Raw genomic sequence first — 24116 nt, forward strand, 5'->3', positions numbered from 1 at the left:
GTCGCGACCGGACTCCGCGGTCCGTGCACGTCGTGCGGTCAGACGCGCGCGCCGAGCACGGTGTTGATCCGCTTGGGGTCACCGCACACGATCAGGAGCGCCGAAGCCTTCTCCATGGCGGCCGGCAGCGCGCGGGCAGCAGTGCCCTCCGGGCCGCCGTTCACTGCGACGACCACCACGGGCCGCTCCGCGGCGCGCCCCACCGAGGCGGCGTCCGCGTAGAAGACGTCGTCCCGGGCGTCCTGCTGTGCCCAGTAGGCGTCTTCGCCGAAGGACAGTTCGTGCGCGGCCCACGGGTGCTGATCACCGGTGGTGAACACCAGGACGTCACCCGGGGCACGGCCGGAGTCGAGCAGAAGGTCGACCGCCTCGTCGGCGGCGTCCAGCGCACCGCCCACGGGAGCGGGGATCAGCTGGATCTGCGGCGCGGACCGGATCTCGGGATGGGACGGCTTCGGCTTCGCGGCAGCACCGGACGCACGCTGCGCGGGCGGCGCGGGCCTGGCCGGGCCGGGCCCCGGGTTTCCGGGACGGGGCGATGCCGCGGACCGCGGACCGGGTACGGGACGGGGGGTCGGCGCGGTGCGGCCTGCGGCCGGAGTGACGCGGGGACCCTGGGCGCTCTCGTGAATCTGAGGCTCCTCGGGAATGAGAGGCATGAGTGGATGTCTATCAAATGCCGGTGCGGAAGGCATCAGCGGGTGGGCACAAAAGTGCGACCGGACTGTGGGCAGGGCGAGTTCAGAAGTCGAAGCCGAGCTGGCCCCCGCTTTCCAGTTCGGCCGCCTCTGGCGAGATGCGGACCTTCTTGAGGTGCCGCCACCGGGGCAGCGAGTCGAGATAGGCCCACGAGAGCCGGTGGTACGGGGTGGGGCCCAGCTCCCGGAGGGCTGCCTTGTGCACGGGGGAGGGATAGCCGGCGTTCTCGGCGAAGCCGAAGACGGCGAAGTCCTCCGGCAGTTGCGCCATCATCGCGTCTCTGCGCACCTTGGCGATCACCGAGGCCGCGGCCACGGCCACGCAGGACTGGTCGCCCTTGATGACCGTACGCACCTGCCAGGGCACTCCCAGGTAGTCGTGCTTGCCGTCGAGGATGATGGCGTCCGGACGCACCGGCAGGCCGTCCAGCGCCCGTACGGCGGCCAGCCGGAGCGCCGCAGTCATCCCCAGGCCGTCGATCTCCTCGGGAGAGGCATGTCCGAGCGCGTGGGCCGTGACCCAGCCCTCGAGCAGTCCCGCCAGCTCCTCACGCCGCTTGGAGGTGATCAGCTTGGAGTCGGTCAGCCCCACGGGCGGTCTGCGCAGTCCGGTGATCGCCGCGCACACGGTCACCGGCCCAGCCCACGCGCCGCGGCCGACTTCGTCGATGCCGGCGACGATCCTGGCGCCTGTGGTGGCTCTGATCGAGCGCTCGACTGTGTGGGTGGGTGGTTCGTAGGGCATGGCGCCAGCAAGGGTACGCCGCACGGGGGGCCGGGTGACAACCGGATCCGAGTCACGCCCCGCCCGGTGACTGCCGGGCCCGTACAGCCGGAGCAGCGGACCATCACCCGGTCGATCATCTCCGCGATGCCACTGTCGGGCCATTCGCTTCCGCACACCTTCGAGCGGCACATCAGAAGTCCGGAAACCACATCGAAAACGAGCTCGCACGCAGCGTCCGCCCGCACGTCTTTACGGTTGACACCGCGGTTCACCACCTCTCGGAAGAGTTGCGTGGACGGCTCGACAACCCGGTCAACGATCACACCGTGGAACCTTTCGGCGGTGGCGCGGTCGCATTCGTAAAGCACCGATCGAGGCGCCACCCCACCGCTCAACGCCACACAGACGGTCGACGTTCCCTGGGCCTGTCGATTCTGATGACCGTCTTCGGAACGGCGAGCCGAAACGAGGCGGAACAGCAACTGCCGTCGTTTGTCGCCGAATCGACACCGCCCAGCAGGATGCCTTCGCCAGGACCCATGAGCGGCGCCCCCCGTAGGGGCACCAGGTTCTCGCCAAAGGCATCGCCCCGGCGTTCTGAGCCGGGGTGGGCCTGGTCAGCCGAGCCGGTCGGATCCTGGGAGCCAGCCCGGCAGTTCCTCGGTGCGCTCCAGCCAGTGGGCCGGCGGCTGCCCGGTCCTGCCCGCCGCGACCACTCCACAGGCGATGGCGCACGTCGTGTCGACGTCACCGCCGACCTGCGCGGTCGTCCAGAAGGCCTGTTCGAAGTCCCCGAGTGACCGTGCTGCGGACCACAGGGCGAAAGGCACCGTGTCATGAGCGCTGGTGCGCCTGCCGCTGCCCAGTACCGCCGCGACGGTACCGGCGTCGTTGTAGTCGAGCATGTCGCGCGCCCTGCGCAGACCCGCCCCCACCGCACTGCGCGGCACCAGGGCGATCACGCCGTCCAGCAGGTCCTCCGGCCCCGGCGGTCCGGCTGGGTTCGCCACCAGTGCCGCTGCCGCAGCCACGGCCATGGAGCCGACCACGGCCTCCCGGTGCTGATGGGTCGGATACGAGGAGATCTCGGCCTGGTGGGTGGCCTGCTCCGGGTCGTCCGCGTACCAGGCACCGAGGGGCGCGATCCGCATGGCGGAGCCGTTGCCCCATGACCCCTGGCCCTTGAAGAGCTCAGCCGCCAACTCCCGCCAGTCGCCACCCTCTCGGATGAGCCGGAGCAACCGGTTGACGGCGGGACCGTAGCCGCGATCGAAGTCGTGGTGTTCGGCGAAGGACCGGGCGAGGGCGTCCTGGTCCACACGGTGGTGCTCGACGAGCACGGCCAGGACCGAACAGGCCATCTCGGTGTCGTCCGTCCACTGCCACAGGGACGGCGGGAGCTCGCGTCGTTTCAGCAGCGGATAGTTGGAGGGAACAAAGAACTGGGAGCCCAGGGCGTCTCCCACGGACAGGCCGCGCAGGCTGTCCAGAGCGCGTACGAAGCGCTGGGTGCGAGAGGAATCAGCGGTCATCTTCCTGCCACTCTATCCGGTGGCGCCGTACGGCTCCGGGGTCCGCCACTGCTCGAAGGGCCGGTCCAGGGTGTACCGCCCGTCGTCGCCGAGCTGCAGTATGCGGGTCTCGCCGTTTCCGGGATTGGACAGCGACTCGAACTCGGCGACCGTCCAGTGGAACCAGCGCATGCAGAACAACCGCATGGTCAGCCCGTGCGTGACCAGGAGCACGTTCGGCGGGTGATCCGGCGCGTCGAAGCTCCGGTGCAGGCTCTCCAGGAACGCCCCGACCCGGTCGTACACATCGGCGCCCGACTCTCCCTGGGCGAAGCGGTAGAAGAAATGGCCGTATGCGTCGCGGTACACCTTCTGCAGGCGTACGTCCTCCCGGTCCTGCCAATTCCCCCAGTCCTGCTCCCTCAGTCTCGGCTCCTCCCTGATCCGCACGAGCTCCGGTTCCAGGCCGAAAGCCTGGAACGTCTGATGGGTGCGGCGATAGGGCGAGACATACACGCTCACACGCTCGCGCCCGAAGAGCTCCCGCAGCCGCTCACCGGTCTCCGCTGCCTGAGCCTGACCGACCGCGGTCAGCGGGAGCGCATGGTCGGGCTCGCGTTCGTACACCGTGTCGTCGGCGTTGCCCACCGACTCTCCGTGCCGGACGAGGACGATGCGTCGCGGTCGTGGCATACCTCGACCCTAGAGGGGCCTCCGTTCAGTCGAGCAGCCGACCCGAGTCCATACGGCGTACGCGGCCGTCGAAGCGCCGGCGCAGCAGGCGGTCGTGGGAGACCACCACCAGCGCACCGGTCCAGCGGGACAGGGCTTCCTCCAGCTCCTCCACCAGGCCGAGCGCCAGATGGTTGGCCGGCTCGTCGAGCAGCAGCAGGTCGGCCGGGCGGGCCAGCAAGCGGGCCAGCGCCAGCCGTCGGCGCTGACCGGCTGAGAGGGATCCCACGGCGATGTGAAGGTCCCTCTCCCGGAAGAGCCCGTAGGACAGGAGCAGTTCCGCGCTCTCCTCGTCGGTGAGCGCGAGTCCCCGGCCGAAGGCCTCAAGCACTGGCTCCGCCGGCCGGTTCACCGGGATCTCCTGCGCCAGGAAGCCGATCCTGCCTTTGCGCGTCACGCATCCGGCGTCCGGTTCGACCAGGCCCGCCATCACGCGCAGCAGAGTCGACTTCCCCGCGCCGTTGCCACCGTGGATCAGCAGCTTCTCCCCGGCCTCGACGGACAGATCAGCGACCGAGAGCCTGTCCCCCACCCGCACGTCGGACAGGGTGACCAGCTCACCGGCCGCCGCGCCCGCCACCGGCCCCGCCGTGAACCGCAGCGGCTCCGGAGGTTTCGCGACCGGCTCCTCGCGAAGCCTGCGCAGCCGCTCCTGCGCAGTGCGGATCCGCCCCGACACCGAGGCCTGGACCCTGCCGCCGGCCCGGTCGTACGCCATCTTGTTGTTGTCCTTGATGGCGCGGCCCACAGCGACGCCGTGGGCAGTGGTCGCCGCGAACTGCTCGAGGCGTGCCGTCTCCTCGCACCACTCCTCGTAGGCCTGCTCCCAACGGTGGCGAGCGGCCGCCTGCTCCGCACGGAAGCCGTCGTATCCGCCCCCGTAGCGCGCGACGGCCCGGCGGTCGGCGTCCACCTCGATGACGGCTGTGGCGACCCTCTCGAGGAAAGTGCGGTCGTGCGAGACGGCGACCACCGTCCCGGAATGGTGGAGCAGCGCGCTCTCCAGCCAGTCGAGCGCGGCCTCGTCCAGGTGGTTGGTCGGCTCGTCGAGCAGCATCACCTCGGGTGCCGCAGCCACGAGACAGGCGATACCGAGCCGCGCCTGCTCGCCCCCGGAGAGGCTGCCCAGCGTGCGCTCGCGGTCGATGTGGGCGATACCCAGCCCGTGGAGCGCTTTGTCGACCCGCGCGTCCGCCTCGTATCCGCCACGGAGCTCGAAGATGGTGAGCAGGTCGCCGTACTCCTCGAGATCGCCGTCCTCCGGCGAGCCGAGGCGCGCCTCCAGCTCGCGCAGTCGCGCCTCCATCGAGCGCAGTTCCGCGAGAGCGTCGTCGATGGCATCGGCGACGGTGCTGCCGGGCGGAAGCTGTGGGGTCTGGGCCAAGTGCCCCGCCCCCTGCTCCGCGACGGTGATCACCTCACCCTCGTCCGGCCGGTCGACGCCGGCCAGCAGGCGCAGCAGCGTGGACTTTCCGGCGCCGTTCTCCCCGACGATGCCGACCTTCTCCCCGGGACGCACGGTGAGCGACGCACCGTCGAGCAGCAGTCGGTCACCACGGGACAGGGTCACGCCGCGCATGGAGATCTGAGTGGGCAAGTACACCTCCGAGGAAAGCTAACGCAACGGTTGTCGCGTTACGCAGAGTGTGGCACACTCGAACCCCCTAACGCAACAGGAGTAGCAATTGACAGGCAGAGCCACAGCCCCCGGCACACTCCGCCCCGGAGGCCGCACAGCCCGCACTCGAGCAGCCGTCCGCGACGCAGTCCTCACGGGCCTGAGTGAGCACGGCTATCCCGGCCTCACCGTCGAATACGTCGCGGAGCATTCCGGCGTGCACAAGACGACCCTCTACCGGCGCTGGGGCGGGATCGAGGGACTCGTCGCCGACGCGCTCGACCTGGCGGGCGAGGACGACTGGACCCCGCCCGACACGGGAACGCTCGAAGGCGATCTGCGGGCACTGGCCCGCGAGGCGACTCGATCGTTCGCCGACCCTTCGCGGGCTGCCGCGCCCACCGCGATCATCGCCGCGGCGTTCCAGTCGGTGCGCGCTGCCGACGCGCTCCACGCCTTCTACTCGGAGCGGTTCTCCCGCTGCGAGGCCATCGTGCGCCGTGCCGTCGCCCGCGGAGAGGCGCAAGCGGGGACCGACGCCGGTGCGGTGGTGCGGGCCGTCTCGGCGCCGATGTACTTCAGGCTGTTCATCACCCGCGAGCCGATCGACGAAACGCTCGCCGACCAGGCGGCCGCTGCCGCTCTCGCGGCCGTCCGGGCTGGCGTCTTCGCCGCCGCTCCCGGCGACTGATCACACCGTCCAGGAAGGTTCGAGCTCCACGACGTCTCCGGCCAGCGCCGCGACATCGGCCTCCGTCTGCGCACGCAGCAGCAGGCGCTCGACGCGCTCGGTGCGGTACTTCCCGTGCTCCGCCGCCGACCGCCACATGGACATCACCAGGAACTCATGGCCGGGGGCCTCTCCGAACACACCGCGCACCATCCCCGGCGACCCGGCCATCGCCGGGTTCCACACCTTCTCCTGCATCAGGGCGTAGTGCTCGACCCGGTCCTCACGGACCCGGCAGTGCGCCACTCTGAGCACGTCGGCGTCCGTGAAGCGCGGTTCGAAGCCCGTCTTCACGTCGAAGCGGTGGTCGAACAGCTTGGCCTGGATGTCCTTGTACGTGCCCGACTGCCCGGCCGCGAGCCGGTCGTGGGAGCGCGCCATGAACGAGTCGTAGAAGGCCCGGGTCTCCCAGAAGCCGAAGATGTGGGCGACGTTCGGCCGTATTCTGCTCCACCCTCCGCCCTGCCCCCGGAACCCCGGCTCACCCAGCAGCCCCGCCCATTTCCGCTGCCCGCGCTCGAAGCCCCGGCGGTCGACCACCGTGCAGCGAATCCACTTGACCAGCACGGCGCCATCGTACGGCGCGAAACCTGGCCCGGGTCACTCTCCGCGTCAGTACATCCGTCCGTGACCAGGTGCGCCCCTCGAACTCGGCCTCGGTGCGGCGCGCGACCCGCGAGAGCGCACTCTTCCTCGACGCGGCCGCCACGCCCGGGCCACCACCCCCGACCATCGAGTATCGCGAACGGCTCCACAGCCGCCACCGTCCAAGGCGCCTTCGGGAACGTGCAGTTCACCTCGAGCACACGGGTGCAGTGCGCTGTTCATCCCCCCTGATGTCGATCTGCTTCTTCTTCGAACTCGCAGGGGTCGCACGACGCCGCCTCTGTCCGGACCGTATCGAGAGCACACATCTGATCCGCCCAGGTCAGCAGCGAGGTCGAGGCGTTCCGCGACGAGGTCGTGCGCCGGCGGCCGCCTCGCCGCATCCCCCACTGAACGGATACGGTCAATGGACGCAGATTTTCCGGCAGTTACGGGGAAGGACGAAGCGCGTGAGCAGCCTCAACAAGGGCGTCCGCAAGGCCGAGGTGGCCCTCAGGTGGGATCCGAGCCCGCTGGGCGAATCGCCCCATGACCTCGACATAGTGGCCGCGACATATCCCGCGGAGGCTCCCTACGGCGAACCGGCGTACGTCGTGCACTTCGACAGCCGCTCGCCCGACGGCACGATCATCCTGACGAGGGAGAGCAAGACGGGGCAAGGTTTCGGCGCGGACGAAGTCATGACGCTGGAGTTCGACCGGCTGGCGGCCGGGTACGGCCGGGTCGTCGTCGGGGTCGTGATCCAGCAGCGCAACGGCCGCACGGTCTTCGGCGACGTCTCGAACGTCTCGGTGCGGGTCGTGGAGGGGCACGTGGAGATCGGGAAGACCGACTTCGCCGACGTCTCCGGCTCCACAGCGGCCACGATCGGGGAGTTCGTCCGCGGGGAGTCGGGTGACTGGATGTTCAGCGAGTCGCTCGTCGGCCATGACGCGGACCCGCAGACGTTCGTCACGGTGATGGGCGGTCGCGGCCGCTGAGTACGCGGCGCCCGCGCCCGAACGCGAAAGGGCGGGGAAGCCTTTCTCGGCTTCCCCGCCCTCACCGGTTCACCCGGTACCTGCTGTGATCAGCTGCAGCCACTGGTCGAGCCGCAGCCCTCGCAGATGTAACAGGACCCGGCACGCTGCATCTTCGTCCCGCAGGAGAAGCAGAGCGGCGCGTCGGCGCTGATGCCGAGCTGCATCTCGACGAGTTCCGCGGAGGTGTGCGCCTGCTTCGGTGCCGGGACCTCCGCCTGCGGGGCGGTCACGGCCTTCAGCGGCTCCTGCTGGCGCGGCGCCGACTGGGCCAGTGCCTCGACATCCATCTCGTCGTCCTCGAGCGACGGCTCGTACGAACCGGTCTCCAGGTGGCGCTGGCGCTCCTCGGCCGAGTGGATGCCGAGCGCGGACCGGGTCTCGAACGGCAGGAAGTCCAGCGCCAGGCGACGGAAGATGTAGTCGACGATGGACTGGGCCATCCGCACGTCCGGGTCGTCCGTCATACCTGCCGGCTCGAAGCGCATGTTGGTGAACTTCGAGACGTAGGTCTCCAGCGGAACGCCGTACTGCAGACCGACCGAGACGGCGATCGAGAAGGCGTCCATCATGCCCGCGAGGGTCGAGCCCTGCTTCGACATCTTCAGGAAGACCTCGCCGAGGCCGTCGTCCGGGTAGGAGTTCGCGGTCATGTAGCCCTCTGCGCCGCCCACCGTGAAGGAGGTGGTGATGCCCGGGCGGCCCTTGGGGAGGCGCCTGCGGACCGGCCGGTACTCGACAACCTTCTCGACCGCGGCCCGGATCGTCTCCTCGGCCTTCTCGGTCACCTCGGCCTTCTCCTGCTCCTTCTTCTTGGCGGAGAGGGGCTGGCCGACCTTGCAGTTGTCGCGGTAGATGGCGAGCGCCTTGACGCCCATCTTCCACGCCTCGAAGTAGACCTCTTCGACGTCCTCGACGGTGGCGGTCTCCGGGAGGTTGACGGTCTTGGACAGCGCGCCGGAGATCCAGGGCTGGATGGCGGCCATCATGCGGACGTGGCCCATCGCGGAGATGGAACGCTCGCCCATGGCGCAGTCGAAGACCTCGTAGTGCTCGGTCTTCAGGCCAGGGGCGTCGATCACATTGCCATGGTCGGCGATGTGGGCGACGATCGCCTCGACCTGCTCCGGCTGGTACCCGAGGCGGCGCAGCGCCTGCGGGACCGTGCCGTTGACGATCTGCATCGAGCCGCCGCCGACCAGCTTCTTGAACTTGACCAGGGCGAGGTCCGGCTCCAGGCCGGTGGTGTCGCAGGACATCGCGAGACCGATGGTGCCGGTGGGGGCGATGACCGACGCCTGGGCGTTGCGGAAACCGTTCTTCTCACCGAGGCGGATCACGTCCTGCCAGGCCTCCGTGGCGGCGGCCCAGATCGGCGTGTCCAGGTCGTCCATACGGACGGCCACGGCGTTGGCGTCGGCGTGCTGCTTCATGACGCGCTGGTGCGGCACGGCGTTGCGGGCGTACCCGTCGTACGCACCGACGACGGCAGCCAGTTCGGCGGAGCGCCGGTAGGAGGTGCCGGTCATCAGGGAGGTGATGGCGCCGGCGAGTGCGCGGCCGCCGTCGGAGTCGTAGGCGTGACCCGTCGCCATCAGCAGCGCGCCGAGGTTGGCGTAGCCGATGCCGAGCTGGCGGAAGGCCCGGGTGTTCTCACCGATCTTCTGGGTCGGGAAGTCCGCGAAGCAGATCGAGATGTCCATCGCGGTGATGACCAGCTCGACGACCTTGGCGAAGCGCTCGACGTCGAAGGACTGGTGCCCCTTGCCGTCGTCCTTGAGGAACTTCATCAGGTTCAGCGAGGCCAGGTTGCACGAGGTGTTGTCCAGGTGCATGTATTCGCTGCACGGGTTCGAGCCGTTGATCCGGCCGGACTCGGGGCAGGTGTGCCAGCGGTTGATGGTGTCGTCGTACTGGATGCCCGGGTCGGCGCAGGCCCAGGCCGCCTCTGCCATCTTGCGGAAGAGGGACTTGGCGTCGACCTCCTCGATGACCTCACCGGTCATACGGGCGCGCAGGCCGAACTTGCCGCCCGACTCGACCGCCTTCATGAACTCGTCGTTGACTCGGACGGAGTTGTTGGCGTTCTGGTACTGGACGGACGTGATGTCGTCGCCGCCCAGATCCATGTCGAAGCCCGCGTCGCGCAGTGCGCGGATCTTCTCCTCTTCCTTCACCTTGGTCTCGATGAAGTTCTCGATGTCGGGGTGGTCGACGTCGAGGATGACCATCTTGGCCGCACGGCGGGTGGCGCCGCCCGACTTGATCGTTCCTGCGGACGCGTCGGCGCCCCGCATGAAGGAGACCGGGCCGGAGGCGTTGCCGCCGGAGGAGAGCAGTTCCTTGGAGGAACGGATACGGGAGAGGTTCAGGCCGGCGCCGGAGCCACCCTTGAAGATCATGCCCTCTTCCTTGTACCAGTCGAGGATCGACTCCATGGAGTCGTCGACGGAAAGGATGAAGCAGGCGGAGACCTGCTGCGGCTGGGGCGTGCCGACGTTGAACCACACCGGGGAGTTGAAGCTGAAGATCTGGTGCAGGAGGGCGTACGCCAGCTCGTGCTCGAAGATCTCCGCGTCGGCGGGCGAGGCGAAGTAGTGGTATTCCTCACCAGCCTTGCGGTATGTCTTCACGATCCGGTCGATCAGCTGCTTGAGACCGGTCTCGCGCTGCGGGGTGCCGACGGCCCCGCGGAAGTACTTACTGGTGACGATGTTGACCGCGTTCACCGACCAGAAGTCGGGGAACTCGACGCCACGCTGCTCGAAGTTCACCGAGCCGTCACGCCAGTTGGTCATGACGACGTCACGGCGCTCCCAGACCACCTCGTCGTACGGATGCACGCCGGGGGTGGTGTGGACGCGCTCGATACGCAGGCCCTTGCTCGCCTTGGATCCCTTGGCTCGGGACCCTCGTGCCGGGCCGCTCGTCGTCTCGGTCATGCCGCCTCCCATATACGGGCAAAAACGCCCTGAAGTGCCCAGTTCTTCCCGGGGCACGGTTTGTGTCTGTTGCTCCGGCCGCCGCTCACAGCGCCCGCGAGCAGGTCTTTTGCCGCCCTGAGCCGACCGACGGGCCCGATCCGGGACCCGTTCCGTTCAGCCGTATCGCTCAGTCGGCGGCGGTGGCGGGCACAGGGGCCTCCGCGGTCCCGTGGCTCCCGCCTTCCTCAGCTGGAGGCCGGCCCGCACGGAGCTCCGCGATGGCGGCCTCGAAGTCTTCGAGTGAGTCGAATGCCCGGTACACGGACGCGAAGCGCAGGTAGGCGACGAGGTCGAGTTCCTGCAGGGGGCCGAGTATGGCCAGACCCACGTCATGAGTGGTCAGCTCGGCGCTGCCGGTGGCACGCACGGCCTCCTCGACCCGCTGGCCGAGCTGGGCGAGAGCGTCCTCGGTGACGGGCCGCCCCTGGCACGCCTTGCGCACGCCGGAGATGACCTTGGTACGACTGAAGGGCTCGGTCACGCCACTGCGCTTGACCACCATCAGCGAGGCGGTCTCCACCGTCGTGAAGCGACGGGCGCAGTCCGGGCACTGCCGACGCCGCCGGATCGCCGTTCCGTCGTCGGTGGTGCGACTGTCGACGACGCGGCTGTCGGGGTGCCTGCAGAAGGGACAGTGCATGGCTCCCAACCCCTCCTTCACAGCACGACCGAATAGCCTCGGCGGGCTGTTTCCGAGCCCCACGAAGCAGCCACCAGCATAGGCGATGCCCTCACCCCTGAAGCACCAGGGACACAACTTCTGGGTGGCGAACCCAATGCAACCACTAGATCTGGGGGTTTGCTGCGTCTTCGGCTCGCTACGCGTGTCGCACAGAAGAGGCCCGGAAACCCTCGCGGACACTGCTCGTGTCGACCTGTTGCACGGAGCGCATCGAGCCGCGTACGGGGTCGCGGTTCGGCCGTCCGGCGGGCGCGGCTCCACCGGTCGAACACGGTCGGATGCCAGACTGACGACGACCCGCCGACGCGGTCGCCGACGGCGACGGATACCGTGACGGTCCGCAGGATCCCGGTTCGATCATTCGCACATACACCCAGCTGAATGCCCACGTCAGGCAATCTGCAATTTTTCACTCGAACGTGTGTTTGGCGCAACCTTTCGAAACCAACTACCGTTGTCCAATCTAGGGAGACCATTCGAGAGGGGCCGACGTGACCACCACCGCAGACAGTGCCACCATCACTGCCCAGGACCGCTCACAGAGCCGATTCGAGTCGGTGCATGCCATGAATGACGCAGCCACGAGCCCGGAGGGGCCCAAGCCCACCCGCTCGCTGCCCGGCCGACCTCCAGGTATCCGGGCGGACAGCTCAGGTCTCACGGATCGGCAGCGGCGCGTCATCGAGGTCATCCGCGACTCCGTGCAGCGACGGGGATACCCGCCGTCGATGCGTGAGATCGGCCAGGCGGTCGGCCTGTCGAGCACCTCCTCGGTGGCTCACCAGCTCATGGCCCTCGAGCGCAAGGGATTTCTGCGCAGGGACCCCCACCGCCCCAGGGCGTACGAGGTCCGCGGCTCCGACCAGCCCAGCACCCAGCCCACGGACACCACGGGCAAGCCCGCCGCCTCCTATGTGCCCCTCGTCGGCCGGATCGCGGCAGGTGGCCCCATCCTCGCCGAGGAGTCGGTGGAGGACGTCTTCCCGCTCCCCCGCCAGCTGGTCGGCGACGGTGAGCTCTTCGTGCTGAAGGTCGTCGGAGATTCGATGATCGAAGCCGCGATCTGCGACGGCGACTGGGTGACCGTCCGCCGCCAGCCCGTCGCGGAGAACGGCGACATCGTGGCCGCCATGCTGGACGGCGAAGCCACCGTCAAGCGCTTCAAGCGGGAGAACGGCCATGTCTGGCTGCTCCCGCACAATGCCGCGTACCAGCCCATCCCCGGTGACGAGGCGACCATCCTCGGCAAGGTGGTGGCGGTGCTGCGGCGGGTGTGAAACCACCCGCCGGCCCGGACCGGACCCCGGGACCCACTGCGCCGGTCCCGGGGTCCTGCTCATGTCCGGGGACAGGAACGCTGTTCGCAGGGCGGACGGTGGCCCCTGCCTCCCCCTGCGGCTCAGGACCTCCCAAGCCCGCGGCTACTTACCGACCTGCTTTGCCACAGCGTCGATGGCCGCCAGGGACCGGCGCACCTGGTTGCGGTCCGTCGTGTACCAGAAGTCGGGCAGCGAAGCTCGCAGATAGCTGCCGTAGCGGGCATTGGCGAGCCGCGGATCGAGCACGGCGACAACGCCCCGGTCGCCCGTGGCACGTACCAGCCGGCCGGCGCCCTGGGCCATCAGCAGCGCGGCGTGCGTCGCAGCCACCGCCATGAACCCGTTGCCGCCTGCCTCCTCCACCGCCTTCTGGCGGGCGCTCATCAGCGGGTCGTCCGGCCGCGGGAACGGAATGCGGTCCATGACGACCAGCTGGCAGCCGGGCCCGGGCACGTCGACTCCCTGCCAGAGCGACAGCGTGCCGAACAGACACGTCTCCGCATCTGCGGCAAACGTCTTGATCAACTCACCCAGCGTCTCCTCGCCCTGCAGCAGGATCGGCTTGTCGAGGCGGCCGCGCAGCTCCTCCGCGGCTGCCTGGGCCGCCCGCATCGAGGAGAAGAGCCCGAGCGTCCGCCCGCCCGCCGCCTCCACCAACTCGGCAAGCTCGTCCATCATGTCGCCCCGGGAACCCTCGCGCCCAGGGGTGGCGAGGTGGCGTGCGACGTAGAGGATGCCCTGCTTCGGATAGTCGAAGGGCGACCCGACGTCGAGCCCCTTCCACTGGGGGACGTCCTCTCCCCCACTGCCCTCCGGCGCGAGCCCCAGGGAGGCCCCCACGCCGTTGAAGTCGCCGCCGAGTTTGAGCGTGGCGGAGGTCAGCACCACGGACCGCTCCGCAAAAAGCTTCTCGCGGAGCAGCCCTGACACCGAGAGTGGTGCGACGCGCAGCGACGCTCCGAAACGGTCGTGCCGCTCGTACCAGACCACGTCGTACTCGGAGCCCATGGTGATCCGCTCCGCAACGGCATGGACGTTCTCGACGGCGGCCAGAGCCTGCTTACGCACGACATCCTCGTCCTGGACCGACTTGTCCCGGGTGGAGCCGAGCGCGGTGATCACGGTGCGTGCCGCGTCCCGCAGCGACATCAGCGCATAGCCCAGATCCTCGGGGATCTCTTCGAGACGACCGGGGAGGGCTAGCTCCATGAGCCGCTCGAAGGTCTCGGCGGCGGTTTGAAGGGCGTCCGCGGCCTTTTCGTTGACGAGTTTGGCGGCTCGGCGGACCGCACGGTTGACCTGGCCCGGTGTGAGCTCTCCCGTCGCCACACCCGTCACGCGGGACACCAGCTCGTGCGCTTCGTCGACGATCAGCACCTCGTGCTGCGGCAGCACCGGCGCGCCCTCGATGGCGTCGATCGCGAGAAGCGCGTGGTTGGTGACGACGACGTCCGCGAGCTTGGCGCGCTCCCGTGCCATCTCGGCGAAGCACTCGGCTCCGTACGCACATTTGGAAGCGCCCAGGCACTCGCGCGAGGACACGGAGACGTGGTTCCAGGCCCGGTCGGAGACGCCGGGCGTCAGGTCGTCCCGGTCGCCGGTCTCGGTCTCGTCGGCCCAGTCCCGCATGCGCAGAAGGTCCTTGCCGAGCTTGCTCGTAGGCGCCGCCGCCTCGAACGGGTCGAAGAGACCGTCCTCGTCGTCCTGCGGCATGCCCTCGTGCAGCCGGTGAAGACAGAGGTAGTTCGACCGGCCCTTGAGCATGGCGAACTCGGGCCGCCTGCGCAGCAGCGGATGCAGGGCCTCCACCGTCCGGGGAAGATCACGCTCCACGAGCTGGCGCTGCAGCGCCAGGGTGGCTGTGGCCACGACGACCCTCTCACCGTGAGCCAGAGCCGGGACGAGATACCCGAGCGACTTGCCGGTGCCGGTCCCGGCCTGCACCAGCAGATGGGAGTTGTCGTCGATGGCCTCGGCCACGGCCTCGGCCATGGAGACCTGGCCTGGCCGCTCCACGCCGCCGACGGCGGTCACGGCGGAGTGGAGGAGCTCGGGGAGGGATGGCTTCGTCATAGCGCGACCAGCCTACGGGGCGCCACCGACATCGGGTTCACGCGTCGGCGCACGAGGCCGGCGCCAAGGGGTTCGGGACCGTCCCGTGGACGGCCGCGTGAGGGCGCTGGGGGCGGTCCCGGTATCCGTCGAGATGAAGCCTGTTGCGGTTCAGGCACAGTCGCTCGATACGCGGAGTGAGCAGGTCGAACGTTTCGTAGCGCTCCTTGAGCTCGGGGAAGCGGTCCTGGTGCCGGAGGATCTCCGACCGTACGAGGGAGAAGAACTGCTCCTCGGGCACGTCCAGTTGCTCCTCGCAGAGCGGCGCCAGATAGCGGAACACGCCTACGAAAAGCCCCGAGTGGATGAACTGGGTGAGAAAGTCCGGTTCCTCGGTGAGGAGGACTCGCCGCACGTCGTCGGACATCGATGCGTGCTCGGGCAGCCACTGGGCGCTCACGTTCACATCGTCGACGAAGTCCTTGATCGCGAGGCGGACGGGGACGTCATGGTCGTCGTAGACCACGATCGCGTTCTCGCCGTGGGGCGAGAAGACCGTGCCGTAGCGGTAGAGGAAGTGGAGCAGCGGCGGCAGCAATGCCGCGAAGAGCCTCTGAAGCCAGACGGTGGGACTCAGGCCGGACCGGGTGACCAGTTCGGCGGTGAAGGCGCGCCCCTGTGGGTCGGTGTGGAGAAGGGAGGCGAGGGTACGGGCCCGCTCACCGGCGTCGAGGCGGGGCTGGAGCGGTTCGCGCCAGATGGCGCCCAGCAGTTCCCTGTACTGGTACGGCACCTCCGGGAGGCGGTCGTACAGCGGATGCTCGACGGTCACGGAGGCGACCTCACCGAGCAGGATCACGCGGCACTCGTCGCGCAGGAACGCATCCGCGTCCCGCAGGGAGTGCACCCAGGAGGTGACGGCGGGGGCCGCGAGGGTGCGTTCGGTGGGCAGGCCCCGCCAGACCAGCGTGTTCAGAATGGACAGCGGCAGTTTGACCGTGTGGCGCTCGGGGCGGTCGACGTTCACGAAGGTCCGGATGGACTGCTGGGGCAGCCGCAGGTCACCGTCGGTGGGCAGCGGAACGATCTCAGCACGGGCCACGGCAGGCGCGTACAGGGGAAGCAGCACCTCGTCCCATTGCCACGGATGGACCGGAAGGTACAGGTACGCGGCGGGGTCCAGGCCCTTGTCGCGCAGCGCGGCGTCGAAGGTCTCGCGGGTCGGCGCGTCGAGCTCGCGGCTGTAGAGGTCTTCGGCATCGGCGAGTCCGGGAACTCCTCGGTAGGCCGCGAGGCCGGCGGAGACCGCTATCCAGGGGAGGCGTGCAGGACGCCGTGCTTCGGGCGTCCAATGAGCGGTATCGGTCGCTGAGAAGCCGATGCGTCCCTTGTTCAGGACGAGCCACGGATGGCCCGTCTGATGTCCTTCGATGTCGGCGTAGCCGAGATCTGCGAGCTGGGGGGCGGTCAGCGCGGTGTCTGCGAGCCGGGTGTCGGCGGTGAGGGTGAGGGACATTTCGCGCAGCAGATGACCGAGGGTCGCCCCGTCGAGTCCGAGCAGTTTCCTCGCCCGCGCGAGGAAAGCGAGCGGGTCGGTGAAGGGGCGGCCTTCGCACTCGACGGACTCGGGGTCGATGCGCCAGCTTCCGTAGGCGCCCCGGCGTGCTCGGAAGGTGAGGACGCCGGTGTCGTCGATCCGGAGGGTGTAGAGGTCGCCCTGCGCCGCGGCTTCGGGGGGCAGCGCGTTCTGCTCCGAGGCGGTGGGAGCCGTCGGAGCCGGGACCAGGACCGGCTCGATGATTTCTTCATAGGCGAATTCGCCGAGCATCTTGGCCAGGAGGCCGGACGCGGCCCGGTCCCAGTTCCGCTGGTTGAGACCGGGCGGAGTGAAGGGCGGGGCGGGCGGCTGGGCAGGGTCGTCGGTGCCGGGGCCGGGGAGGTCGTGGGCCGCGTCGGTCGGGCCGGGTTGGCGGTCGGTCCGGCCGGTGTCGCGGGTCCGGTCGGTGCGGCTGGTGTCGCCGCTCTGGTCGATAGGGCCGGTCTGGTCGGTGGGAGTGGAGCCGGTGGAGCCGTGGCTGGCAGGAGGTTTCGGCACGATGACTCCTCGCATGGAACCGATACGGATCGAGCGGTGTATGGAAGACAGCGGGTGGTTCACAGCAGGTTCCGCAGGGCGCGGTCACGGACCATGAGGGCGGCCCGTTTGTCGGGAAGGTCGAGCTCGGCCGAGAAGCGGAAGCCGGCGCTGAGGAACGCGCAAACGGACGGGGTGTTGCGTAGGTCGGGTTCTGCGATGACGCGCATGCACCGAGGCCGATTGTCGAGAATGAGATCGGATACGGCTCGAAGGAGGGCGGAGCCGACGCCTCGGCCGCGGTCGACGACGCCGCCCACGAGCAGATGGATACCGGTGTCCTGGGGGCGCGCGGGATAGTGGCGGGCCAGCGGGTCGAGATCGGCCCGGTAGATCTCGAAGTAGCTCATGGGGACGTCGTCCAGGACGCCGAGGCAGGGGATGCTGCGGCCGTCCCCGTCGAGCTGGGCGCACAGGTGGGCGGCGGTGACGGAAGCGGGTCCGGCCAGCTCCCAGAAGGCGGCCACCGCCGGGTCGTTCATCCAGCGGGTGATCACGGCGAGATCGCGCTCTAGCGCTACGGGGACGAGTCGGAACGCGCCGGCGGGCGTGCCCACCTGCCCCCAGTCGCCGACCCTTCCCAGCAGGTCGCCCGCGGTGTCCTCGCCACGGGTCCGCGGCCGGGAGGGCTCGAACTCCCGGTCCCTGAACAGCGCCAGGAATCCCTCGGGGAGCCATAGGTCCAGGGTGTCCTCCGCGCCTCCTCCCGGCCGGGGCGCGGGACCGTACCCGCTGTCGGTGTACGCATCGGTGGACGCCACAGCGGCGCACTCCTCTCGCAATCGGTCAGATCGATACGCCTCAGGAACGAAGGGGGTTGGCGATGGCGACGTAGACGGACTGGGTGTCGACGGGACCGACGAGTTCGTCGAGACCATGGAGCCGGGTGAGCAGGTTGGCCTTGCATCGCAGCGTGGGCGTCTCCAGCAATTGGCGGGGCAGCGGCGATCCCATGCCCGCTGCCGAGGCCAGGAACCGCCGGAGCGCGGCGAGGAGGACGCGCTCGTCGGCGAGGCGCTGCGCCCCGAAGGCGCCGATCAGGCCGAGCACATTGTTGATTCCGAGGTAGTAGGCGAACCGCTCGTCGGTGACGTCGTCGGGTACGAACGTGTCGCTGTGGGTGCCGATGCCCGGGAGGCGGTCGTCGAGTCGCGCGCGGTGCGACTCGCGGAAGTAGTAGCCCTGGTTGTCCCGGTAGCGGCCACCGGTGGGCCAGCCTTCGGGGTCGAGCAGCACGAGCGTGTTCTGCTGGTGGGCCTCGAGGGCGATACCGGCTGTGGCATCCAGCCACAGCACGGGGCGCACGACATGGTCGAGGTAGCGAAGGAACCACTCCGCGGCCACGGCCGGGACGGGCCTTCCGGTGCAGGCGGCGAGCCGCTCGACCGTTGCCGCGAGGCGCGACTGCACCCCCACCCGCCCGGGCCATGGCCGCAGGGCCGTCAGCGCCGCGATACAGACGGCGTCGTCGCCCGGGCCGAACGGGTTGTGGCGGAGCATGACGTCGAGCCCGGGCAGCGGCTGCCCTTGGGGGGCGTCGACGGCGAGCCACGCCGGGTCGCGCACGATGTCGAATCCGGGGTGGGCAGCCCGCCACTGCTCGGCGAGGCCGGCGCGGAGCAGTCGGTGGACCTCCACGCCGCGGTGGAGTTCCTTGCGGAGGTTCTCGCGGCGGGAGTTGGTGATGCGCAGTCCAAGGGAAAGCTTCAGCATGGCCGGGGCGCCGGGACGGTGCACCGTACGGACGGAGGAGGTGGGATACCAACGCTCTCCATGGGGGCCGAGATCGTGCAACAGGCCGGCGTTCAGGAGAGCGGAGACAGCGGGCCGGTGCCTGATGTCCTGGGCCTGCCAGGGATGCAGGGGCAGGGCAACGGCATTGCCGGGGACCGCGAGGTCTCCCGCCAGTCGTGAGGTGAGCTGTTCCGCGGGGACGGCACGGCCCTGTTCGGTCCATGCCGACTCAGCGGCCAGGACGGACCTGTCGACAGCCATCCAGTGAAGCGGAAAGGAACCGTGCAACTCAGGTGAATAGATTCGGGCTTCGGCCTCGGTGAGTCCTTCGCGGCTCTTGGGCGTCGGGTGAAGCGGGTGGCCGAGCAACAGCGCCTGTTCGGCGGTGAGGAAGAGGTCGGCCTCGGCCGGGGCGGAGGGGCGCTCGCGCCGGTCGGCGATGAACTGGGCCGTACATCGCACGGAGTCGGCGACCCGCGCGACAAGATCCGCTCCGTCGCCGTGGCCGGCTTCGCGGCCGAGGAGTGCCGCGACGGTCACGGCGTCGGCGCGGCCGGCCCCGTGCGGGCTGCCGTCCAGGGCGGGCGGCCCGAAGCGGTGCCATCCGGTGGCCGACCAGTAGTGGACGGGAATGACGAGCGCGGTGCCGCTGGCGTCGAGGGGGATGCGCAGGACTTCCCCCTCCGGCCGGGGCATGTCGTTCTCCCTCACCCAGCAGCGGAGGAGGTTCTCCACTGTTGCCAGATCCGCGGCGCGGCGAGGGTCCGGATCGTCGAGGTGGTCGAGGCGACCGGGGTGGGCGTCCTGGTGGTCACGCCGTCCACACGCGTCGCCGGCGGGCGTCGTTGCCGCCGCGCCGCCGCGTCGTTCATCAAGGCGGGTCCCGCCGCCGCGTTGTTCGCCAGGGCGGTGTTCGTCAAGGCGGGGCTCGTCGAGACGACCGGACTGACGGGGGACCGTCATCGACTCCATCGTGAGGGGGCCGCTCGCTCCCCCCTGTCTGGGGTGGTGGCCGTTGGCGCCGTCTGAGGACTCGGGCGCGTCGGGTGCGGGAGTGGGGTTCACGGAAGTTCCTTGAGACGTTGTCCGGGTTCTGTGGTCAGTGCGACTGCCGGTGCCGCTGCGGCGGCGTGTGGAGCTGCGGGATGCCGAGCCGTGGGGGCGGAGCGCTCCGCGGCGGCCAGTGCGTCGGCGAAGCGGTCGAGGACGGCCACGGCTTGTTCATCGGTGAGCGTGAGGGGAGGCAGCAGGCGCACGACACTGGCCTGACGTCCGCCGAGTTCGACGATCAGGCCCCGGTTCAGACACTCCTGCTGCACAGCTGCCGCGAGTTCGGGCGCCGGAGGAGGGACCAGCGCGTCCGGGTCCGCGCAGTCCGGTTCGACGAGTTCCACGCCGATCATGAGGCCCCGCCCGCGGACGTCCCCGATGCACGGATGCGACGCGGCGAGGCCCTGAAGGCCGGCAAGCATGCGCGAGCCGAGAGTCGCGGCCCGCTCGGCCAGGCGGTTCTCGCGCACGTAGGCAAGGGTGGCGGCACCGGCGGCCATGGCGAGTTGGTTGCCGCGGAAGGTGCCGGCGTGGGCACCGGGCTGCCAGGCGTCCAGTTCCGAGCGGTACACGATGACAGCGAGCGGAAGGGAGCCGCCGATCGCCTTGGACAGCACCATGACGTCCGGCACCACACCACTGTGCTCGACTCCCCAGAAGGTTCCGGTGCGTCCCACGCCGGTCTGCACCTCGTCGGCGATCAGCGGGACGGAGCGGGAAGTGGTGAGGGCGCGCATCCTGCGCATCCACGCGTCGGGCGCCGGAATCACACCGCCCTCGCCCTGCACGGGTTCGAGGATCATCCCGGCCGGCCGGGGGACGCCGCTCTTGGGGTCGTCGAGCAGGCTCTCAGTCCAGCGGGCGGCGAGTTCCGCACCCCGCATGCCGCCGATGCCGAACGGGCAGCGGTAGTCGTACGGGAAGGGCAGGCGGGTGACCCTGACATCGGTGGCGCCACCCGAAGCCTCGAGCGCCCCGGCCGTCATGCCGTGATAGGCGCCGGTGAAGGCGAGCAGGCCACTGCGGCCGGTCGCCGCCCTGACGAGTTTGAGGGCCGCCTCGACGGCGTCGGTACCCGCGGGACCGCAGAACTGGATCCGTGCATCTTTGGCCAGCGGCCCCGGAAGGGTGGCGAACAGCTCGGTGGTGAAGGCGTCTTTGACGGGGGTGGCCAGGTCGAGGATGTGCAGGGGCGCACCCGAGTCGAGGACTTTCCTGATCGCCTCGAGGATGACGGGGTGGTTGTGTCCCAGCGCCAGAGTGCCCGCGCCCGAGAGGCAGTCGAGATAGCGCCGGCCATCGGCGCCCTCGATCGTCAGCCCTCTGGCCCGTACGGGAACGATGGGCAGGGAGCGCGCATAGGTGCGTGCCGCCGATTCACGGAGCGACTGCCTGCGCAGAATCCCGTCGTGAGCTGCGGTGGGCGCTCCCGGGGCAGGTTCCGTCACGGCCACGGCTGTTGGTCCTCCCGCTGTCACAGTTGCGTTGCACATCGGTACGGAACTTCTGTGCTGCGCACCGGCATTGAACGCTGTCCTTGTGTCCCCGCACATACCAACGACGCGGAGAGCCGGGGATCACGGGCAATCGGAAGATCCTTGCGGCCGGGGAACCGCCGACCTGCTGCATGCCGTCCCCACCGGCACCGGCATAGTGGGGGGCCGCACCCGGCTCCGAGGTCCAGCGGTGCGGGCAGGAAACTTGCTCGTTCCATAAGTTCCTGCACAATTCCCACAGTTCATCAGTTCAGCAGCACCGAAGTCCCAGGGGGATCAAGAGATGCGACCCATTCGCCCGACGCTGGCAGCGGCCTCGATGGCCGCTGTGCTCGCGCTGGCTGCCACCGCCTGCGGCCCGAGCGAGGACAACGCAGGCGACAAACCGAGTGCTCCCGCGAGCCAGTCGTCCAATGACAAGATCACCATCCCGGACGATCTCAAGGACCGGCTCAAGGAGCGCGGGATCGACCTGGACAAGTGGAAGAACGGCGAGTGGAAGAACTGGGACAAGGACAAGTGGCTGCGTGAGGCCCAGGACTTCGTCAATCCCATCATCGAGGACCTGTGGGACCCGGACCGGATGCGGGACGCCGAGAAGCCGCCGGAGAAGCCCGTCGACAACGACATCTCGGGCGACGAGGGAGTCACCGACCCCACGCCGGCCCCGGTCGACGCGCAGGCCGTGAAGGCGCCGTACCACGCGAACGCCGCAGAGGCCGGTAAGGTCTTCTTCGACGGTCCGCAGGGTTCGATGGTCTGCTCGGCGACGGTGGTGAAGGACCCCGCCAACCCCGGTAAGTCCAACATGGTGTGGACCGCCGGCCACTGCGTGCACGCCGGCAAGAGCGGCGGCTGGTACCGCAACATCGCCTTCGTCCCGTCGTACAACGACGGGGCCAAGGAGACCTCCGAGCTGGAGAAGGCCCCGAAGGAGGAGATCGCTCCCTACGGCGTCTGGTGGGGCGACTGGGCTCAGACCTCCGACCAGTGGATCTCCCAGGGCGCCGCGACCGGCGGCCAGGGCGCGCCGTACGACTTCGCCGTCATTCATGTGACCCCGGAGAAGGGCAGCACGGGCAAGTCGCTGGAGGAGACGGTCGGTACGGCCCTGCCGGTCGACTTCAACGCCCCGGCCGTGCCGGAGATCGCGAACATGACGGCCACCGGCTACCCCGCCGCTCCGCCGTACGACGGCCAGAAGCTCTTCCAGTGCGCCGACAAGCCGGGCCGCCTTTCCCTCAAGGCCGGGGAGCCGACGATGTACCGCGTCGGCTGCACCATGACCGGCGGTTCGTCCGGCGGCGGCTGGGTCGCCCAGGGCCAGGACGGCAAGCCCGCCCTGGTGTCCAACACCTCCATCGGCCCGGTGACGGCCGGCTGGCTGGCCGGTCCGCGACTCGGCAAGGAAGCCGAGGGCGTCTACAACGCGGTGAGCAAGAAGTTCGCGGGTCAGTAGGACTTCGGGCGCCCGGCGTCCGCAGCGAGTGATTGCGGCAGGGGCCTTCGGCGGATCGGCCGGGGCCCCTGTTCTTCATCCTCGTGGAGACTCCGTGCAGTTGGGGGCCCGAGTCGGCCGATCCTCTGCCCATCGGCTTAGAGTGGTGCCGCACGCGAGGCGGCCCGGGTGGCCGCCTTTTGCCATGACACGTTCATGGCAAATCACCGGAGCCGTGTATCGCCGTGGCGCACAGCGCGCACGGGTGGAGCACGTTCCTGGCACGTGTTGAAAGTACGTGAAGCACTTCAGGGGGAATCGTTCTCATGCCATCCATACGTCCGTTGCTGGCCGCCGCCGGTCTTGTCTCGGCTCTCGCCCTCACGGCGACAGCCTGCGGCCCGAGCGAGAACAGCGCCAACGACAAGCCGGCCGCGTCCAGCCCCGGCACGGACAACGCTGACGCCGCCCTTCCCGCGGACCTGGCCGACAAGCTCAAGGAGCACGGTGTCGACCCGGAGAAGTGGAAGAACGGCGAGTGGAAGAACTGGGACAAGGACAAGTGGCTGCGTGAGGCCCAGGACTTCGTCAATCCGGTGATCGAGGGCCTGTGGAAGCCCGAGCGGATGACCACGGCCAAGGCCCCGGCGAAGACGATGGCGGCCGGCGACATCTCGGGCAACCGGGACGTCACCGACCCGGAGCCGCGCCCGGTCCAGGCCGAGCCGGAGAAGAAGCCGTACCACAAGAACGCGGCCCCGGTCGGCAAGGTCTTCTTCGACGCCCCCGAGGGCTCGATGGTCTGCTCCGCCACCGTCGTCAAGGACCCGAAGAACCCGGGCAAGTCCAACATGGTGTGGACTGCGGGCCACTGCGTCCACGCGGGCAAGGCGGGCGGCTGGTACCGCAACATCGCCTTCGTCCCCGCCTACAACGACCAGGGCAAGTCCCCGGCCGCGCTGGAGAGTGCACAGCCGCACGAGATCGCCCCGTACGGCGTCTACTGGGCCGACTGGGTCGCGACGTCGGGCGAGTGGATCGACGAGGGCGGCCCCACGGGTGGCACCGGAGCACCGTACGACTACGCCGTGATGCACGTGAAGCCGGAGAAGGGCACCAAGTCCCTCGAGGAGACCGTCGGTGTCGCCCTCGACATCGACTTCGACGCTCCCGAAGCGAAGAACATCAGCGCCATGGGCGCCTGGGGCTACCCGGCCGCCCCACCGTACGACGGAGCGCTCATGCACAAGTGCGTGGACCGTCCCGGACGGCTCTCCATCGCTCCGGGCACGCCGACGATGTGGCGCATCGGCTGCACCATGACCGGCGGTTCCTCCGGCGGCGGCTGGTTCGCCGAGCAGCCCGGCGGAAAGCTGGCACTCGTGTCCAACACGTCCATCGGCCCGGTCACTGCGGGTTGGCTGGCGGGTCCGCGGCTGGACGAGGGCGCCGAGCAGATATACACGATGATGAGCGACAAGTTCGCCGGTCGGTAAGCGCGCCGACCCGGACGAGCACACGGCGAAAGGCCCGCCCCCGGAAGGGGACGGGCCTTTCGCCGCATTCGGTCGGGAACGGACGCGGTC

19 protein-coding genes are annotated in these 24116 nt (G+C 69.4%); 5 read left to right on the plus strand and 14 right to left on the minus strand.

Features of this window, described 5'->3' with window-relative positions; translation table 11 throughout:
- Positions 1 to 38 precede the first annotated feature (38 nt).
- The 6 genes from ACZ4SA_RS12540 to ACZ4SA_RS12565 all read right to left on the minus strand — a co-directional run bounded on the left by ACZ4SA_RS12540 (position 39) and on the right by ACZ4SA_RS12565 (position 5265).
- On the minus strand, positions 39 to 659 hold the full coding sequence (locus ACZ4SA_RS12540) for a hypothetical protein (RefSeq protein WP_468273004.1): 621 nt from the start codon (positions 657 to 659) through the stop codon (positions 39 to 41).
- 82 nt (positions 660 to 741) lie between these two features.
- Positions 742 to 1443 (minus strand): ribonuclease HII, encoded by a 702-nt coding sequence (locus ACZ4SA_RS12545; protein ID WP_468273007.1) that lies wholly within the window; start codon positions 1441 to 1443, stop codon positions 742 to 744.
- Positions 1329 to 1826 carry a TetR-like C-terminal domain-containing protein gene (locus tag ACZ4SA_RS12550; protein ID WP_468273154.1) on the minus strand — a complete coding sequence of 166 codons (498 nt, stop codon included), beginning with the start codon at positions 1824 to 1826 and terminating at the stop codon, positions 1329 to 1331. The genes ACZ4SA_RS12545 and ACZ4SA_RS12550 overlap by 115 nt, the downstream gene beginning before the upstream one ends.
- Positions 1827 to 2042: 216 nt before the next feature.
- Positions 2043 to 2957, minus strand: coding sequence for an ADP-ribosylglycohydrolase family protein (locus tag ACZ4SA_RS12555; RefSeq protein WP_468273009.1), 915 nt, complete (start codon positions 2955 to 2957; stop codon positions 2043 to 2045).
- Positions 2958 to 2969: 12 nt separating this feature from the next.
- Positions 2970 to 3629: a histidine phosphatase family protein gene (locus ACZ4SA_RS12560; RefSeq protein WP_468273011.1), complete on the minus strand. Its 660-nt coding sequence runs from the start codon at positions 3627 to 3629 to the stop codon at positions 2970 to 2972.
- A gap of 25 nt (positions 3630 to 3654) precedes the next feature.
- Positions 3655 to 5265, minus strand: a complete 1611-nt coding sequence (locus tag ACZ4SA_RS12565; RefSeq protein WP_468273014.1) for an ABC-F family ATP-binding cassette domain-containing protein — start codon at positions 5263 to 5265, stop codon at positions 3655 to 3657.
- Between the two features lie 88 nt (positions 5266 to 5353).
- On the opposite strand from ACZ4SA_RS12565, the gene ACZ4SA_RS12570 reads away from it, so the two are divergent.
- On the plus strand, positions 5354 to 5977 hold the full coding sequence (locus ACZ4SA_RS12570; protein WP_468273017.1) for a TetR/AcrR family transcriptional regulator: 624 nt from the start codon (positions 5354 to 5356) through the stop codon (positions 5975 to 5977).
- Here ACZ4SA_RS12570 and ACZ4SA_RS12575 read toward each other — a convergent pair whose 3' ends face one another.
- Positions 5978 to 6583, minus strand: a complete 606-nt coding sequence (locus tag ACZ4SA_RS12575; protein ID WP_468273019.1) for a YdbC family protein — start codon at positions 6581 to 6583, stop codon at positions 5978 to 5980.
- A 488-nt stretch (positions 6584 to 7071) separates the two neighbouring features.
- Here ACZ4SA_RS12575 and ACZ4SA_RS12580 point away from each other — a divergent pair, with 488 nt between their 5' ends.
- Positions 7072 to 7602 carry a TerD family protein gene (locus tag ACZ4SA_RS12580; protein ID WP_468273022.1) on the plus strand — a complete coding sequence of 177 codons (531 nt, stop codon included), beginning with the start codon at positions 7072 to 7074 and terminating at the stop codon, positions 7600 to 7602.
- Positions 7603 to 7691: 89 nt separating this feature from the next.
- On the opposite strand, the gene ACZ4SA_RS12585 is transcribed toward ACZ4SA_RS12580, so the two are convergent.
- On the minus strand, positions 7692 to 10583 hold the full coding sequence (locus ACZ4SA_RS12585; RefSeq protein ID WP_468273025.1) for a vitamin B12-dependent ribonucleotide reductase: 2892 nt from the start codon (positions 10581 to 10583) through the stop codon (positions 7692 to 7694).
- A gap of 169 nt (positions 10584 to 10752) precedes the next feature.
- Complete coding sequence (gene nrdR / locus ACZ4SA_RS12590; RefSeq protein WP_468273027.1) at positions 10753 to 11265, minus strand: transcriptional regulator NrdR; 513 nt, start codon at positions 11263 to 11265, stop codon at positions 10753 to 10755.
- Positions 11266 to 11798: 533 nt separating this feature from the next.
- Here nrdR and lexA point away from each other — a divergent pair.
- Entirely contained in the window at positions 11799 to 12584 is a 786-nt protein-coding gene (lexA, locus tag ACZ4SA_RS12595; protein WP_468273029.1) for a transcriptional repressor LexA, read from the plus strand.
- Positions 12585 to 12728: 144 nt separating this feature from the next.
- Here the strand turns inward: lexA and ACZ4SA_RS12600 are convergent, their stop codons facing one another.
- The 5 genes from ACZ4SA_RS12600 to ACZ4SA_RS12620 are packed head-to-tail and all read right to left on the minus strand — an operon-like array spanning position 12729 to position 21050.
- Positions 12729 to 14699, minus strand: a complete 1971-nt coding sequence (locus tag ACZ4SA_RS12600) for an ATP-dependent DNA helicase (RefSeq protein WP_468273031.1) — start codon at positions 14697 to 14699, stop codon at positions 12729 to 12731.
- Positions 14700 to 14736: 37 nt separating this feature from the next.
- Complete coding sequence (locus tag ACZ4SA_RS12605) at positions 14737 to 16773, minus strand: IucA/IucC family protein (RefSeq protein WP_468273034.1); 2037 nt, start codon at positions 16771 to 16773, stop codon at positions 14737 to 14739.
- A gap of 59 nt (positions 16774 to 16832) precedes the next feature.
- Positions 16833 to 17573: a GNAT family N-acetyltransferase gene (locus ACZ4SA_RS12610; RefSeq protein WP_468273036.1), complete on the minus strand. Its 741-nt coding sequence runs from the start codon at positions 17571 to 17573 to the stop codon at positions 16833 to 16835.
- Between the two features lie 40 nt (positions 17574 to 17613).
- Positions 17614 to 19611 (minus strand): IucA/IucC family protein, encoded by a 1998-nt coding sequence (locus ACZ4SA_RS12615; RefSeq protein ID WP_468273039.1) that lies wholly within the window; start codon positions 19609 to 19611, stop codon positions 17614 to 17616.
- Positions 19608 to 21050, minus strand: coding sequence for a diaminobutyrate--2-oxoglutarate transaminase family protein (locus ACZ4SA_RS12620; protein ID WP_468273042.1), 1443 nt, complete (start codon positions 21048 to 21050; stop codon positions 19608 to 19610). The genes ACZ4SA_RS12615 and ACZ4SA_RS12620 overlap by 4 nt, the downstream gene beginning before the upstream one ends.
- A 325-nt stretch (positions 21051 to 21375) precedes the next feature.
- On the opposite strand from ACZ4SA_RS12620, the gene ACZ4SA_RS12625 reads away from it, so the two are divergent.
- Together ACZ4SA_RS12625 and ACZ4SA_RS12630 are read left to right on the plus strand one after the other, a co-directional pair.
- Positions 21376 to 22551 carry a trypsin-like serine peptidase gene (locus ACZ4SA_RS12625; RefSeq protein ID WP_468273045.1) on the plus strand — a complete coding sequence of 392 codons (1176 nt, stop codon included), beginning with the start codon at positions 21376 to 21378 and terminating at the stop codon, positions 22549 to 22551.
- Positions 22552 to 22856: 305 nt separating this feature from the next.
- Positions 22857 to 24026, plus strand: a complete 1170-nt coding sequence (locus tag ACZ4SA_RS12630; RefSeq protein WP_468273048.1) for a trypsin-like serine peptidase — start codon at positions 22857 to 22859, stop codon at positions 24024 to 24026.
- Positions 24027 to 24116 lie beyond the last annotated feature (90 nt).

This window comes from Streptomyces sp. NPDC027962 (genome assembly GCF_055566095.1).

Bases quoted from the DNA above. Each gene is read 5' to 3' on its own strand.
- ACZ4SA_RS12555 (WP_468273009.1), bottom strand. From the start codon at position 2,957: ATGACCGCTGATTCCTCTCGCACCCAGCGCTTCGTACGCGCTCTGGAC.
- ACZ4SA_RS12545 (WP_468273007.1), bottom strand. From the start codon at position 1,443: ATGCCCTACGAACCACCCACCCACACAGTCGAGCGCTCGATCAGAGCC.
- ACZ4SA_RS12600 (WP_468273031.1), bottom strand. From the start codon at position 14,699: ATGACGAAGCCATCCCTCCCCGAGCTCCTCCACTCCGCCGTGACCGCC.
- ACZ4SA_RS12630 (WP_468273048.1), top strand. From the start codon at position 22,857: ATGCCATCCATACGTCCGTTGCTGGCCGCCGCCGGTCTTGTCTCGGCT.
- ACZ4SA_RS12625 (WP_468273045.1), top strand. From the start codon at position 21,376: ATGCGACCCATTCGCCCGACGCTGGCAGCGGCCTCGATGGCCGCTGTG.
- ACZ4SA_RS12585 (WP_468273025.1), bottom strand. From the start codon at position 10,583: ATGACCGAGACGACGAGCGGCCCGGCACGAGGGTCCCGAGCCAAGGGA.
- ACZ4SA_RS12540 (WP_468273004.1), bottom strand. From the start codon at position 659: ATGCCTCTCATTCCCGAGGAGCCTCAGATTCACGAGAGCGCCCAGGGT.
- nrdR (WP_468273027.1), bottom strand. From the start codon at position 11,265: ATGCACTGTCCCTTCTGCAGGCACCCCGACAGCCGCGTCGTCGACAGT.
- ACZ4SA_RS12560 (WP_468273011.1), bottom strand. From the start codon at position 3,629: ATGCCACGACCGCGACGCATCGTCCTCGTCCGGCACGGAGAGTCGGTG.